Raw genomic sequence first — 14,743 nt, 5'->3', positions numbered from 1 at the left:
TTCATCGTTATGCGAGCGAGTTGGGGCGGCACTGTGCGGCAGCCTCGGCTGCGTAACCTTACATGCGGTCGGGTTGGATCTGAAACCCGTAACCATAATGCCTCATGCACGAGGCAAGGCCCCGATCGAACACGACCAACCTGCCACGCGGCAGTCTGGTGTAACCATTGACGAAGACGGTCGTGTTCCTCGCGTCGCTGGAGGTTTCCCAACGGCGATTTTTATGCGGCTCTCAGCGTGCTGCCGGCCGGGATTTCGCCGGTCTCGGTAAAGCGCCAGAGCGCGATCAACAACTTGCGCGCCATCGCGACGATCGCGATCCTGCGGGTTCGGCCTTGCAGCTTTCCGACGCGGGCGCGGAACCATGAGGAAAGCTCGCTATCAGGCTGATACCGAAGCCATAGCCATGCTAACTGAACCAGCGACTTTCGCGCACGTGCATTGCCGGCACGGCCGATGCGCCGGTCTCGATCCATGTCGCCACTCTGATGTGGCATAGGTGCCAAGCCGACATAGCTCGCGAGCTGCTTCCGATTTCCGAAGGGGGCGATAGAAAACTTCACGCGCGAGAACCGCAGCAAAATTGTCACCGACGCCATAGATGCTCCGCAATGCCGTAATCTTGGAAGCTACGGGATCCTCTGAAGCGGCGGCAAGGACCTCATCCCGCTCCGCGTCCAACTCACGGATCAGGTCGAGAACAAGGCCAAGCCGCCGACGAAGTCGGTTTATCTCTGCAGCCAGGTGAGGCGGAAGCTTTCGGCCATCGCCAGTCCGGAGCGCGGCCAGATCTCGCTCCCAGTTCCGTAACGACGGCCGTGAACGGATTCCTTGGGTTGCGAGAAGCGCCAGTATTCGGTTTTCTAGCCGTGTCCTGTCCTGCACAAGATGCTCGCGCTCACGATGAATACGCTTGCTGTCTTCCTCTTCAGGTGTGGGCACCTGGACCATGCTGCAGATCTGACTGTCGCCAGCCAAATAGGCGGCGAGCACACGCAATAGCCCCTCAGCATCGAGACGATCGGTTTTTGCCCGTTTCGCCCGTCGGTTCACAAGAATACTGGTCGGCTCGACAACGTAGGTCGCAATGCCATGGCCGGTCAGCAGCCGTTGGATCCAGAACCCATCTCGCCCGGCCTCAAAGCAACAGGCAATCGGCGCAGGATCTTCAGATGGCCGTTGGCTTGCTCGAAGTCTGTCAAAAAGCGCCAGCAGCGCGGTGGTGTCGCCCGCGCTGATCCGGTGCATGCGGCTTTTCTGAGCCCCGGCCAATCGTGTGCTGACGAGCCATACTGAATTGCTCAATTCGAGTGCAACAAGGATAGTATTGCTTTGGAACGACATGATGCGGCTCCCAGGCTTGAGGACGCCGTTATAGTGAACCTTTCTTCACCCGATGTCCGTCCTCATAGCATCTGCCACCACAGCTCTATCGGCGTATCTCTCGGGAGCCGCCGTTTGATTTGCGCCAGACGGGCGACGAACCTTTTTTAAAATCGGCAATGTCATCGCTCTTCTGGCCACGGTGGCGTGGCCGGGCCGTGAGCTTGCGGTAGCCCATAGCGCGAAGCTCGCGCCCGAGGGTATGGCGTGTGACCGACAACTCGAACTCGTCCCAGATCCACTGCGCCAGATCGCACAGCCGCCAGCGTACTACCCCATGCGCTGCAGGAATTGGCCCAGCCTCGACGATCTCGGCAAGCCGCGCGCGCTGCTCATCGTTCAGGATCGAAGCCCGCCCCGGAGCCTTGCGCGTTGCCAGACCGTCGGGACCTCCCTCGTTGAAGCGCAGAACCCAGTCGCGCACGATCTGCAGCGTCACGCCGGCAATCTTCGCCGCTTCGCTACGGCTCCTGCCGTCCAGGATCAGTGCAACAGCCAACAGACGCCGGACCTGATCGGCATCGCCACTTCGTCGCGCAAACCCACGCAAATCCGACGATGTGTAGTCAGATCGAACCCCAATCGCTGCCGCCATCGCAAGCCTCCATGTGCCTGCAACGTCGAATCAGATTTTCATCCGCTTGGGAATCCCTGGCGTGAGTCAGGCTCAGCGCGCCTTGGTATAAGGGGCGCCGGTCATGGCTTTTCGCCGGTGGGAAAAAGCTCCATGCCGATATAGGCAGCTATATTCAAACTTGGGGGCATCATTCAGTTTCGAGGATTGGGATCGTGAATTTCCATCCAAAAAAGCCCGTAAAATAGGCGATTCCTGCAAAAATAAGTCTGATTGGTCCGACCGATATTAGTGATTGACGAATCCCGATCCAGAGTTACGTAAAGGGCCTACGCAGTACGTAAGCCGCCATAAGGCAGCGTATCAGGAGAGGGTAATTTCATGGCGACTTCGCTGGATGCTGACGTGCGTCCCATCATCCCGGACGAGATAGCCCGGATCGTTATAGCGCCCAAAAGCTATACCGACGACGCGACCATTTATGGTGCGTTCAAGTGGTTGCGCGACAATATGCCTCTGGGGATCGCCCAGGTACCGGGCTATGATCCGATCTGGGTCGTTACCAAACATGCCGACATCAAAGAGGTGGAGCGCAACAGCAAGCTGTTCCACAATGCCGATCACAACCCGATTTTGGTCGATCAGGCATCCGATGCATTCACGCGCGCAATCAATGGCGGGTCGATCCGCATCCTGTCGTCGCTGACTTATATGGACCCGCCCGAACATGCGTCTTACCGTACGCTGACATCCAACTGGTTCCTGCCCGGCAGGATCAGCAAGCTGGAAGAACAGATCCGCGTCCTGGCGCGCCAGTCGGTCGACAATCTGCTGAGTTTCGACGGCGAATGTGATTTCGTCCGCGATTTCGCGCTGCATTATCCGCTGCGCGTCATCATGACGCTATTTGGCGTACCGCCTGAAGACGAACCGCGTATGCTCAAGCTGACGCAGGAATTTTTCGGCGTCCATGATCCCGAAGAACAGCGGCCTGAAATGGCGAACGACCCTGTGGTCGCGGCCAGGCAATGGGCCGCCTCGATTGAGGAATTTTACACCTATTTCGATAAGCTGAGCGCCGATCGTCGTGAAAATCCGACCGACGACCTGTTGTCGCTGATCGCCAATTCCCGGATCAACGGCGCGCCGATCCCGCGTAACGAGGCGAACGGCTATTATGTCGCGATCGCCACTGCGGGCCACGACACCACGTCATCGTCCACCGCAGGCGGGCTGCACGGCATGATGCTTTATCCAGAAAACTGGGCCAAGGTGAAGGCGGACCCGTCGCTCATCCCTGGCCTGGTCAATGAAGCGATCCGCTGGACCAGCCCGGTCAAGCATTTCATGCGCAACGCGACGGCCGATACGGTAGTGCGTGGCATGGACATTCGTGCGATGGAAAGGCTGATGATCTGCTATCCGTCGGGCAATCGCGACGAGGCTGTCTTTGCAGACGCTGACCGTTTCGACATCACCCGGTCCCCCAACCCTCACATCGCTTTCGGTTTCGGCCCGCATATGTGCCTGGGGCAACATCTGGCGAAGCTGGAGATGCGCATCCTGTTCGAGGAGTTGCTGCCACATCTGGAATCGGTCGAGTTGACGGGCGATCCGCGCATGGTCGAGACCAATTTCGTCGGCGGATACAAGGCGCTGCCGATCCGCTTCAGGCGAAGCTGAACCCTCTCGCCCTGAGCCGAGCCCTGAAAGGCAGGCGCGGCTCCTTCCATTTCGCGCCCGGAGACTGTTTCCATGAACGCACCAACGACCATCGCTGCCGGACTGCATGGCGAGCCGGGATTCGAAGTTCGCCTGCCATCGCAAAAGATGCTGATCGGTGGAGCTTGGGAAGATGCCGGGGACGGTCGCACGATTTCGGTGGAGGATCCCGCCACCGGTCAGGCTTTCGCGACCGTTCCCGCGGGCACGGCGGCCGATGTGGACCGGGCGGTGACGAAGGCGCGGGCTGCGTTCGAATCCGCCGCATGGAGCCGGATGCGTCCGCTTGATCGCGGCAAGATCATCGAGGCGATCGCCCGCAAGATCGAGGATAATGCGCAGGAACTGGCGTTGCTCGAAAGTTACGACAATGGCAAGGCAGTGCATCATGCGCTGGCGGTGGATGTGCCGGCCGCCGTCGACATTTTTCGCTACATGGCGGGCTGGGCGTCCAAAATCTATGGCCAGGTAAACCCGATTTCGGGCGATGGCCGTCAATATCACAGCTATTCCGTGCGCGAACCGATCGGTGTCGTGGGGCAGATCGTGCCTTGGAACTATCCGCTCGCCATGGCCGCTTGGAAGATCGCGTCAGCCCTGGCCGCAGGGTGCACGATTGTGCTCAAACCGTCGGAGGTCACGCCGCTGACTGCGCTGCGTCTGGCCGAACTGGCGCTGGAGGCGGGTTTGCCCGAAGGCGTGCTGAACATCGTCACTGGCTATGGCCATGAAACGGGGCAGGCGCTGGTCGAACATCCCGGCATCGACAAGATCGCCTTCACCGGGTCGACCCGCGTAGGCAAGCAGATCGTCCAGACCTGCGCCAAGGATCTCAAGCGCGTCACGCTCGAACTGGGCGGCAAGTCGCCCTCGCTGATCTTTGCCGATGCGGACCTGGAAAAAGCGGCGATCGGTGCTGCCTTGGCCATCTTCTTCAACAGCGGACAGGTCTGCCTTGCCGCATCGCGCCTCTATGTCGAACGGTCGGTATTTGACAAGGTGGTCGATGGCGTAGCCCAGGTCGCCAAGACGTTCAAGCTGGGGCATGGGCGCGACCCCAATACGATGCTGGGGCCGCTGGTGTCCAAGGTGCAGCAAGGCCGGGTGCTCGATTATATCGAACAGGGCAAGAGGAGCGGCGCGAAGCTGGTTACCGGCGGCGGCACCGGCGGTCGCGAAGGCTATTTCGTGGAGCCGACCATCTTCGCCAATCCCGACCGTGACGCCAGCATCGTGCGGGAAGAAATTTTCGGCCCGGTGCTGGTCGCCACGCCCTTCGACGATGCCGAGGAAGTGATGCGCCAAGCCAACGACACCCGTTATGGCCTGGCCGCGAATATCTGGACCCGCGACCTGTCGCGCGCGCATCTCACCGCGCGCAAATTGCAGGCCGGAACGGTGTGGATCAACACTCACGGTATGAACGATCCGTCGGCGCCCTTTGGCGGCGTGAAGGAATCGGGCTGGGGCCGCGAAGTCGGTGAAGAAGGCGTCTTGCATTACACGGAAACCAAGACGGTTACCGCGCTGCTAAAGGAGTGAGCGCCGCACACCGATAAACGGACCAAAGCGTATAATAATTAAATCAGTTAGATAGGGGGAGTTATGAAGAACAATATCGGAATTTTTTTGTGTTCCGCAAGCATTGGCTGTCTTGCCATAGCCTTGCCTGCAAGCGCGCAGGAATCGTCGTCGTCAACGGAATCTGCGGTCGCGACCGCGGACATCGTGGTGACCGCGAACAAGCGTGAGCAAAATCTCAACGATGTCGGCCTGTCGATCACGGCGATGTCCGGCGATGCGCTGGCGGAACGTAAGGTTTCGTCGCTGGAAGATATTGCTTCCATCGTCCCCGGCTTGTCCTACTCGGCCAGCACTACGAATACGCCCATCTACACACTGCGCGGCGTCGGCTTCAACGAAAGCTCGCTGGGCGTCTATCCGGCGGTGAGCGTCTATGTCGATCAGGCGCCCTTGCCATTTCCGGTACTGGCCAGTCATTCAGCCTATGATCTTCAGCGCATCGAAGTGCTGAAAGGGCCGCAAGGCACACTTTTCGGGCAGAATTCGACCGGCGGTGCGATCAACTATATCGCCGCGAAGCCCACTAGCAGCTTCGAAGCAGGTGGCGACATTAGCTATGGCCGCTTCAATGCGATAGAAGGTAATGCCTTCATCAGCGGCCCTTTGGCCGCAAACGTCCGCGGCCGCCTTGCCTTCACCGGGGCGAATTCGGACGGGTGGCAATATAGCGTCACCCGGCCGAACGACCGTAATGGCGCGACGAGCTATGTTGCAGGCCGACTGCTCGTCGATGCCGACCTTTCCGAGGCGGTCAAACTGTCGTTCAACATCAATGGCTGGGTCGACAAATCGGAACCGCAGGCACAACAGCTCATCGGCATCCGCACCGGCGGGCCGCAGGGTGCGACCGCCGCCAAGCTTGCAGCCACATCGGTATTCGCGCCCGACAATGGCCGCGCCGCGGACTGGAGCACGTTTCTGGTCGATCCGGCCACCGGAGTGCAAAATCCCGACGGTTCGTTCGTGCCCGGCACAGCAAAGCCGACAGATTTCACGCCAAGAGCGAACCGCCAATTCTATCAGCTTGCGATGAGAGCCGATGTGGAACTTGGCGCAGGCATCACGCTGACGTCGCTCACCTCCTATTCCGATTATGATCAGGCGCAGACCACGGACGGCGACGGCAACACGGCCGTCACCTTCGATCTTCAGAAGAATGATGGCTATATTCGGTCCTTCAACCAGGAAGTCCGGCTGGCGAATGACCCGCGCGGCGCATTCCGGTGGGTGCTGGGGGCCAATTACGAAGACAGCACGACATTCGAGGACCAACTGCTGCGATATTTTGATAATTCAAACTATCATCCGGTGACGGCATACATCAACGGAAGCCAAGTCAACAATAAACAGAAGATACGAAACTATGCCATATTTGCCAGCGGTGAATATGACCTGGCTGAAAAGCTGACCCTGAAATTGGCAACGCGCTATACCAATTCGCGTATTGACGATGAAAATTGCGGGTTCACGATTCCGGGTGGAAACGTCGACAAATTGTTCGGGACACCGACGCCAACCACCTGTTATACCTTCGACGCAGCCTTCAGAAACGGGCCTCCGATTTTGCAGACACTGAAGGAAGACAATGTTTCCTGGCGGGTAGGCATCGACTACAGGATCACCGACAGCAGTTTGCTTTATGCGAACGTGTCTCGCGGGTACAAGGCAGGCAGCTTCCCAAGCCTCGCCGCCGCTACTTCCAAAGCATTGAAACCGGTTACCCAAGAATCTGTCACAGCCTATGAAGCGGGTATCAAGACGGAATTTCTTGATCGTGTCATCGGTCTGAATGCTGCGGCATTCTACTATGATTATCGTGACAAGCAGATCCGGGGGAAAATCATCGACAACCCCAATATCTTCGGTCCGCTCGACACCTTGGCCAATATTCCCAAATCGACCATCTATGGCTTTGAAGCGGATTTGACGATCCGCCCGATCCAAGGGTTTACGATCAACGGCGCCCTAACATATCTGAAGTCGGAAATCAAAACAGGGCCGGTTGCGCCTTATAATTTCGATGTCTTTGGACGGACAGACTCCTTTGTTGGTGATGATCTGCCTTTCACGCCGGAATGGTCGGGTGTCATCAATGCCGATTACCGGCACGAACTGGCCGATGGCGGGTCGGCCTTCATCGGGGTCACGACCAATATCCGGTCGGCCAGCGATGCCGTGCCGGGCGGCAGCCGGGTCGAATTCCCAAGCCGCGCGGCAGAACCCAATTCCGCGTTGCGTGCAGGTATCGTCCACCCGTTCCAGAACAACAGCTATGCGACCGTCGATGCGCGCCTAGGCTATGAAGGCCCGGACGGAGCTTGGCGTGTCATGGTCTGGGGCAAGAACGTCTTTAACGAATATTACTGGACCAACGTAATTCCATCGGCGGATTCAGTGGCTCGCTTTGCCGGTCGGCCGGCAACATATGGCCTGACAATTGGATTTAACTTCAAGTAGTTGTCAACGCGGCCGCCTGCCCGGCGGCCGCGTTCTTTTTCTGCCGTGCATTGAGGAAAGATAATGGAACTCACCACCAATTTCATGACCGAAAATTGTGAGCGCTATATTCCCAATCCGGCGATCCAGAGGTGGAACCAGAGCTATTATTTTAATTTCTATGACCGCAAGGCGAAGCTAGGTGCGTTCATCCGTGTCGGCATCATGGAAAATCTTGGTGAAACCAACGGCTTTGCGATTTTCTTCAAGGATGGAAAGCCGCTGTTCACGCGAGTAAACATGCAGTTGCCCTATACGTCCGGCCGGCTGGACCCCGGCCTGGAGGTGGCAGGCGTACGGATGGAGGCAACCAGATCGCTCCAGACCTGCCGTATCCGCATCGACCTGGAAGATTTCGGCGCCGACCTGGAGTGGGATCTGCGCTTCCCGATGGGCGACAGCATTGTCCCCAGCACGGAAGGCGACGACGCGATTGCGCGCGAACTGGCCTATATCCATCTGGAAGGCACCTGTAATGTAACCGGCACCGTGCGGCTCCGTGGCGGAGAGGTAGTCACGATCGACGATAGCGGTTTCCGCGACGTCAGTTGCGGGCCGCGCAACTGGGCGGGGGTGCAGCATTACCGCCTTGCCTGGCCGATCTTCGACAATGGCATGGCCTGCGTTGCGGTCCATGCCATCACCGAACATGGGCATAGCTATCAAAAAATCCTGCACGATGGAAAACGCTGGCACAATATCGGCAAGGTGGAGGAGACGATCACGTTCGAGGACGATGATCTGGGCTTTCGCCATGTTCATTGGAAAGTGTGGGACGAGGACGAAAAGTTGTGGGAATTTACGGGCACGCCGCTGTTCCGCTGGCAATTTCCCTTCGACACCTTCGTCATGATCGAACAGATGATGGAATATAGGCTGGCGGACGGAACGATCGGTTATGGCATGGGCGAGGGCGGGTTCCGCTTCCCCTGGGAAGGGAATGGCAACTAATGTCCGACACGCTTGACGCCAGCTCGGTGCAGGACATCGACATCTGGAACCGTGACGACATGGAGCCGCGTGTCCGGGAGATACTCGACCGGACCGTGCGCGACCGTGTGAAGGGACCATATGCGGCAAAGACCGAAGCACAGGTCGTCGCTATGCTGGAAAATTACTTCGCGGTCACCGAAAGTCTGGAGGACATCGTCATATCCGATGTCGCGCGGATGGCCGGCGGTGCATCGAAGGAGCAGTTTGCATTTGTGTTGCGCCACAAGGGTGACGCGAAGGGCGAAAAGCTGGTTTTGCGCATGGACCCGCTGGAAGCGATTTCGCAGACCTGCCGAGGGCGTGAGGCGCAGGTGCATGTGGCCTTCGCCGACGTCCTGCCTGTCGCATCGGTGCGCAACGTCGATGCCGATGGCGACATATTGGGCCAGCCAGCCATCATTCTGGCCTTTGTCGAGGGCGTGACCGAGCCGACACAGGGCACCGGCCATGGCTTTTCCGGCATAGGCACCCGCTATGACGAATGGGCAGCCAAGCTGGCACCGCAATTCATCGATGCGCTGGCGCAAGTCCACAGGTTCGACTGGCGCACCGCCGACCTGTCCTATTATGCCACGCCGCAACCCGGCACACGACAGGCGGCGATCTGGCAAATCAACTGGTGGTCGCAGGTATGGTGGGACGGGGTGGTGCAGCCCGTCGCCATGGTCACCTATGCCGAACGCTGGCTACGCGAAAATGCACCGGTCTGCGACGAGCCGGTGATGTGCCATAGCGACCTGCGGCTGGGCAATTTCATGTTCGAGGAGCCAAGCGGCAAGTTCACCGCCGTCCTCGACTGGGAACTGGCGCATATCGGCGATTTTCATGAAGACATCGCCTGGGCCATCCAGCGCCTGTTCGGCACCTGGAGGGACGATGGCACGTTCCTGGTGTGCGGGCTGATCGCGCGGGACGAATTTCTGCGCGCCTATGAAGCGGCGTCGGGCAACCGGATCGATCCCGTCAAGCTGCGCTATTACGAAGTGCTCAACGCCTATAAATGCGCGGTGATCGACCTGGGTCAGGCAATGCGAGCCGCCACCGAAAGCAATAATCACCAGGACATCATCCTGACATGGCTGGGTTCGGCAGGGGCCGTCTTCCTGGAACAACTCGTCACGCTCATTCGGGAGGCCTGATCCATGTTGCCCAATATCGACCTGCGCATTGCCAATATGACAAAGGCGCTGGAACAGGTGATCCTGCCTGCGCTGCCACGCGAACAAAGGCTGGCGCGGGATCAGGCGATGCTGGTCCTCGGGCAGTTGCGCATGATCAGCCAGCAATGGAAATCTGCGCTGCGCTACGAAGCGCTGTCGCTGGACGAACTGGTCGTGCTGGCGCGCGCGCTGGCGAGCGAAGCGCCCGCTTCGATCGGCGAACCGCTCGAAGCGGCGCTGGCGGTGGCGCAGGATTGCGACCGCACCAGCATCACCGCGCTGGAGCAGGCGTGCATCGCCCTGGGACATGCGGTGGACGCGGCGATATTGGGCGGGGCTGAGCATCTGCCCCTCTCGCCCGCTGCGACCGACGCGGTGCTTGACTATGGACTGCGCCACGCCCGGCGCGAACGGACCTGGTTCAAGGCGAACCAGATGGACCCCGACCAGGGTGACCTGCCTGACATAGACGCGATGCTGGCCGCCGCCGACTGACGATAGCGATAATGACGGGGTATGGAGGGAGTTGCTTGCAATGCCGGATGATATGACCCGGAATTTTGCCGATTTCCCTGTGACGAATGCCTATCGGCATAAACTGGCAAAGAAGGCCGCTAATCGGCCACGCACCAGTTTGCGCTGCCCCAATTTGGCATCGCCGGTTTCCATTATCCCACGGCGCGCGCCAGCGGCCTTGCCAGAGGGCGGCTGCACCTGTTCGGACTGGCCTGCCAGCGCCGATCGAGGAGGAGGTCGAGCAGTTGGTGTTCCACGACATGGATTTCGACGACTGGCGCTTTGGTCCGTTGCTGATGGCCGTGCGTGAACCGTTCAAGACGATCGACCTGGGCTGGGTCAGCGACCACACCCGGTTCGAAGGGCAGTACAACGCGATGCGTCCGCCCTATGCCTTCAGCTCCCATCCCAAAGGCAATCTGCGCGTCGATCGGCGCGACTATCCGCTCAAGGATTTCATGATCCGCGACCATAGCTGGGGACTGCGCATATGGGGTTTGAACCAGCATTATGAATGCTTCCACGCGACCAATGCCAATGTGGCATAGGTCGGAAATGGAGCCGCGCATCCGGCACATATCGGAGCGCACCGTCCGCTCGTGTCCATCGGTCCCTATCGCCCCAAATCCGATGCGCAGGTCACCACGATGCTTACCGGTTTCTTTGTGGTGAAGGGGTTGAAAGATGTCGCGATCAGCAATGTCGAACGGATGTCGAGCGGCGCGTCGAAGGAACAGTTCGCCTTCACCCTGAACCACAGCGCCGGGTCGCATCCCGACCGGCTGGTGCTGCGCATGGACCCACTGGAGGCGATCGCCCAGACGTGCCGAGGGCGGGATGGCGAAATTCAGCGAATCATGGGCTACCATATGCCGGTCGCTCCGGTGCGCTGGTTCGATGCCGATGGTGACCTGCTGGGTCAGCCCGCCGCTATTCCGGAATTTGTGCGTGAGGTGACCCGGCCCAGTCAAGGCCGGGCGGCGGGCCTGTCGGGCATGGGCGGGCGTATGGGCAACCTGATAGACCGGCTGGCGCCGCAATATATCGACGCGCTGGCCAAGCTCCCCGGTTCCACTGGTCACGCGCGCATCCGCGCTACTTCGATGCGCCACACGCCGACAGTAACCAGGCGGCGATCGGCAGGTCAACTCGTGGTCGCAGGTCTGGGGGGATTGCCTGGTCGAGCCGGTGCCGGTGGTGCCCTTGCCGAACGCTGGCTGCGCGAACATGCTCCGGTGTGCGACCGCCGATGCTGGTGCATAGCGATTTGCGCATGGGTAATTTCATGTTCGAGGAACCCAGCGGCCAGTTCACCACGATTCTGGATTAGGAGCTGGCCCATATCAGTGATGTCCACGAAGATATTGCCTGGACCATGCCGAAGCTATTTGGCGCATGGGGCGATTTGCCCGGCATCGCGGAGCTGATGACGTGATGAAGCATGAAAACCCTGTACTGCCACAGGATGATCCCGCTGGGCTGCTGGCGCAGATGGTGGCGCATACGCGCTATGAGGAAATTCCCACCGATGTCATCGATCTGGCCAAGCGCGCGATCCTGGACACGCTGGCCGTTACGGTCGCAGGATCGGGCTGGGAAATCGCATCGGCCATCGCCGATCAGGTCGCGCAATGGGGCGGGGCGCCGCAGGGGCGGGTCCTGGTGCATGGCCATGCGGTCCCAGCGCCCATGGCGGCATTCGCAAATGGAGTGATGGCCCATGCGATCGACATGGGCGACGTTCATAGAACCGGCGGCCATGTGACGGAATGGAATGTCCCGGCGTTGCTGTCGGTCTTGGGCATCGCGCCGGGGCCAGTCAGCGGGCGCGATTTCCTGACCGCTTATGTGACGGGAGCCGAAGTGGGCGTGCGTGCCAGCGCGGCGCTAAACCTTGTGCGCTATCATACGAATTGGGGGATGCCGGGCGAATGGAACGGCCCGCTATGTGCGGCGGCATCGGTCGCGCGCATCCTGGCTATGGATGCGGACGAGACATGGAATGCCATGGGCATGGCCTATACTGTCCATGGTATGTCGGAATATAATAAATATTCCGAAGGTACGCAGATGGCCCGGGTCCAGCATAGCTTTGCGGGAGACAACGCGGTGAAGGCCGCATTGCTGACCCGGCGCGGTGTCACCGCCCCGCGCGGTATCTTTCAGGGTGTGCCGAGTGGCATATTGCGCCATATCGCTTGGGACGATGTGCGACCCGAATTGCTGACCGACGGGCTGGGTACGCGCTGGCAACTGGCCGAGGGGCTTTCAATGAAGCCTTATTCGGCGTGTAAGTTCACGCATAGCTTCATCGCCAGCACCGCGACGATCATGCAGCGCGAGGCGCTGGACTGGCGCGACATCGACCGGATCGATTGTGTCGGCAGCACCAGTTCGCGCATGACGTTCGAACCTGCCGCCGCGAAATGGAATCCGCGCACCGTGGCACAGGCCATGTTCAGCGCGCCCTACACGATTGCTACGGCAGCCATGACCGGCGGCTTTTTCCTTCAGGATCTGCACGCCGACCTTATGATGGACGATGACCGCCGCGCATTGATGCAGCGGGTGCATATCCGGTGCGATCCCGATCATGTCGATCAGTTCGAAGGGTTCAGTGTCGCCGTCACCATGCAGGATGGTCGCCATTTCGCCCACGTAACCCCCTATGTAAAGGGGCATAGCCGCAACCCGATGACGTGGGACGACCTGGCCGACAAGCTGGCCCGCTGCGCGCCCTTTGCGGCGATAGGCTTGCCACAGGCTAAACTCGAACGGGTCGTCGCGCTGTGCCGCGACATGGATCGGGTAGACGACATGACCGCGCTGCTCGATTGCCTGACCCCCTCTCACCCCGCTTGACCTTTCCCCAAGGAGATTATGATGAAGGCCGCCATTCTCAACGCGCTCGACGGAACGTTCCAGATCGAGAGTATCGACATCGACACGCCGCGCGGGCGCGAAGTGCTGGTGGAAGTCAAGGCATCGGGCATGTGTCATTCCGACCTGCATTTCGCCGAGCAGGATTTCGGCGTGCCTTTGCCCGCCGTACTGGGGCATGAACTGGCCGGGGTCGTGCTGGCGATCGGCCCGGAAGTCCGCGAATTTGCCGTGGGCGATCATGTGGTGGGGTCGCTGATCCAGTTTTGCGGCCATTGCCGCGCCTGTATCGGCGGCAAGACCTATCAATGCACCCATCCCGAAGAAACACTGCGCGACGACGCCGAACATGCCCATCGCCTGACCCGCAATGGCGAGGGCGTGACCCAGGTTTTCGGCACCGGCGCTTTTGCCGAACGTGCGCTGGTGCATGAAAATCAGCTGGCCATCGTGCCCAAGGAACTGCCCTTCGCCCAGGCGTCCCTGCTGGGTTGCGGCACGATCACCGGTGCTGGCGCGGCGATTAACACCGCGTCGGTCCGTCCGGGCGATACGGTCGCGGTCATTGGCATCGGCGGGGTCGGGCTTAACGTGATTTCGGGCGCGCAACTGGCCGGGGCCGCAAGGATCGTCGCGATCGACAGACAGCCCATGAAGGAGGAACTGGCGCGCCGTTTCGGGGCCACCGATTTCATCGATGCGTCCGCAGGCGACAGCGTCGCCGCGTTGCAAGCGCTGATCCCTGGTGGCGTCGACCATGCGTTCGAAGTGGTCGGCATCAAGGCGACCTCAGAACAGGCGATCAAGATGGTGCGCAAGGGCGGCGGTGCCTATCTGATCGGGGTCCATGCGCCGACCAGCACGATCGACGTCAATGTCACCGTCGACCTGCTGACCAATCAGGTCGACTTGCGCGGCGTCTATATGGGGTCATCCAATATCAAGCATGACATCCCGATGTATGCCCGGCTTTATCTGGAAGGGAAGCTCAATTTGGACGATCTGATCTCGCGCGAGATCAATCTGGCTGAAATCAATGAGGCCTATGAGGAACTCAAAGGCGGGTCCATTGCCCGCAGCGTCATCACCTCCTTCTAGCCAAGACGAGGGGAATGTGCTGCCCGGCCGTGCGTGCAGATAGGCTTGGCCGGGGAGCATTTTCTGAAGGCTTTGGATGTCGGACTGAAGCGTCCTGAGTAGCCCCTAGATGCCGTAATGGGCCGGCGTCTCAAGAGTAGCCAGGTAGGTGGCTGTCCCTCAGAATGATGGTGTTGAAAACGGGGTCCAAGTGAACGGCCCCAAGCATCATGAGAGGAACAGCCATGGAGCATTATGCCGGGATCGATGTCTCTCTGAAAGAGAGCAGCGTCTGTGTTGTGGACGCGACGGGCAAGGTCGTCCGCGAGGTCAAGGTTGCCAGCGAGCCTGAGGCGGT

Annotated in this window: 11 protein-coding genes and 2 pseudogenes; 11 read left to right on the top strand and 2 right to left on the bottom strand. The window is 59.8% G+C overall.

The genetic code is table 11. The annotated features are described in order from the left end of the window. Positions 1-221: 221 nt before the first annotated feature. Positions 222-1,344 (bottom strand): annotated as a pseudogene (locus B9A23_RS17505) (IS110 family transposase). A gap of 85 nt (positions 1,345-1,429) precedes the next feature. Then, entirely contained in the window at positions 1,430-1,978 is a 549-nt protein-coding gene (locus B9A23_RS17500) for a helix-turn-helix domain-containing protein (RefSeq protein WP_084280357.1), read from the bottom strand. Between the two features lie 360 nt (positions 1,979-2,338). Here B9A23_RS17500 and B9A23_RS17495 point away from each other — a divergent pair, with 360 nt between their 5' ends. The 11 genes and pseudogenes from B9A23_RS17495 to B9A23_RS22370 all read left to right on the top strand — a co-directional run. Next, positions 2,339-3,640, top strand: a complete 1,302-nt coding sequence (locus tag B9A23_RS17495) for a cytochrome P450 (RefSeq protein WP_084280356.1) — start codon at positions 2,339-2,341, stop codon at positions 3,638-3,640. A gap of 72 nt (positions 3,641-3,712) precedes the next feature. Continuing rightward, positions 3,713-5,221, top strand: a complete 1,509-nt coding sequence (locus tag B9A23_RS17490) for an aldehyde dehydrogenase family protein (protein WP_254895174.1) — start codon at positions 3,713-3,715, stop codon at positions 5,219-5,221. A 63-nt stretch (positions 5,222-5,284) separates the two neighbouring features. Continuing rightward, positions 5,285-7,720, top strand: a complete 2,436-nt coding sequence (locus B9A23_RS17485; RefSeq protein ID WP_084280354.1) for a TonB-dependent receptor — start codon at positions 5,285-5,287, stop codon at positions 7,718-7,720. A 63-nt stretch (positions 7,721-7,783) separates the two neighbouring features. Further along, entirely contained in the window at positions 7,784-8,710 is a 927-nt protein-coding gene (locus B9A23_RS17480) for a DUF7064 domain-containing protein (protein ID WP_084280352.1), read from the top strand. Continuing rightward, entirely contained in the window at positions 8,710-9,891 is a 1,182-nt protein-coding gene (locus tag B9A23_RS17475; protein ID WP_084280350.1) for a phosphotransferase family protein, read from the top strand. The genes B9A23_RS17480 and B9A23_RS17475 overlap by 1 nt, the downstream gene beginning before the upstream one ends. A gap of 3 nt (positions 9,892-9,894) precedes the next feature. Then, positions 9,895-10,407, top strand: coding sequence for a hypothetical protein (locus tag B9A23_RS17470; protein ID WP_084280348.1), 513 nt, complete (start codon positions 9,895-9,897; stop codon positions 10,405-10,407). Between the two features lie 269 nt (positions 10,408-10,676). Further along, positions 10,677-10,976, top strand: a complete 300-nt coding sequence (locus B9A23_RS17465) for a hypothetical protein (RefSeq protein ID WP_084280346.1) — start codon at positions 10,677-10,679, stop codon at positions 10,974-10,976. Positions 10,977-11,027: 51 nt separating this feature from the next. Beyond that, positions 11,028-11,855 (top strand): protein kinase family protein, encoded by an 828-nt coding sequence (locus B9A23_RS17460; protein WP_084280344.1) that lies wholly within the window; start codon positions 11,028-11,030, stop codon positions 11,853-11,855. Between the two features lie 7 nt (positions 11,856-11,862). Beyond that, positions 11,863-13,290, top strand: coding sequence for an MmgE/PrpD family protein (locus tag B9A23_RS17455; protein WP_084280432.1), 1,428 nt, complete (start codon positions 11,863-11,865; stop codon positions 13,288-13,290). Between the two features lie 21 nt (positions 13,291-13,311). Next, complete coding sequence (locus B9A23_RS17450) at positions 13,312-14,406, top strand: alcohol dehydrogenase catalytic domain-containing protein (protein WP_084280431.1); 1,095 nt, start codon at positions 13,312-13,314, stop codon at positions 14,404-14,406. Between the two features lie 224 nt (positions 14,407-14,630). Then, positions 14,631-14,743: pseudogene (locus tag B9A23_RS22370) on the top strand (IS110 family transposase); the annotation flags it as partial.

The organism is Novosphingobium sp. B1, from assembly GCF_900176395.1.
Lineage (GTDB): Bacteria > Pseudomonadota > Alphaproteobacteria > Sphingomonadales > Sphingomonadaceae > Novosphingobium.
This window is presented reverse-complemented; position numbering and strand designations above follow the sequence as displayed.

Coding starts and splice junctions, on each gene's coding strand:
- B9A23_RS17455 (WP_084280432.1), top strand. CDS start 11,863: ATGAAGCATGAAAACCCTGTACTGCCACAGGATGATCCCGCTGGGCTG.
- B9A23_RS17480 (WP_084280352.1), top strand. CDS start 7,784: ATGGAACTCACCACCAATTTCATGACCGAAAATTGTGAGCGCTATATT.
- B9A23_RS17485 (WP_084280354.1), top strand. CDS start 5,285: ATGAAGAACAATATCGGAATTTTTTTGTGTTCCGCAAGCATTGGCTGT.
- B9A23_RS17495 (WP_084280356.1), top strand. CDS start 2,339: ATGGCGACTTCGCTGGATGCTGACGTGCGTCCCATCATCCCGGACGAG.
- B9A23_RS17450 (WP_084280431.1), top strand. CDS start 13,312: ATGAAGGCCGCCATTCTCAACGCGCTCGACGGAACGTTCCAGATCGAG.
- B9A23_RS17475 (WP_084280350.1), top strand. CDS start 8,710: ATGTCCGACACGCTTGACGCCAGCTCGGTGCAGGACATCGACATCTGG.
- B9A23_RS17470 (WP_084280348.1), top strand. CDS start 9,895: ATGTTGCCCAATATCGACCTGCGCATTGCCAATATGACAAAGGCGCTG.
- B9A23_RS17490 (WP_254895174.1), top strand. CDS start 3,713: ATGAACGCACCAACGACCATCGCTGCCGGACTGCATGGCGAGCCGGGA.
- B9A23_RS17500 (WP_084280357.1), bottom strand. CDS start 1,978: ATGGCGGCAGCGATTGGGGTTCGATCTGACTACACATCGTCGGATTTG.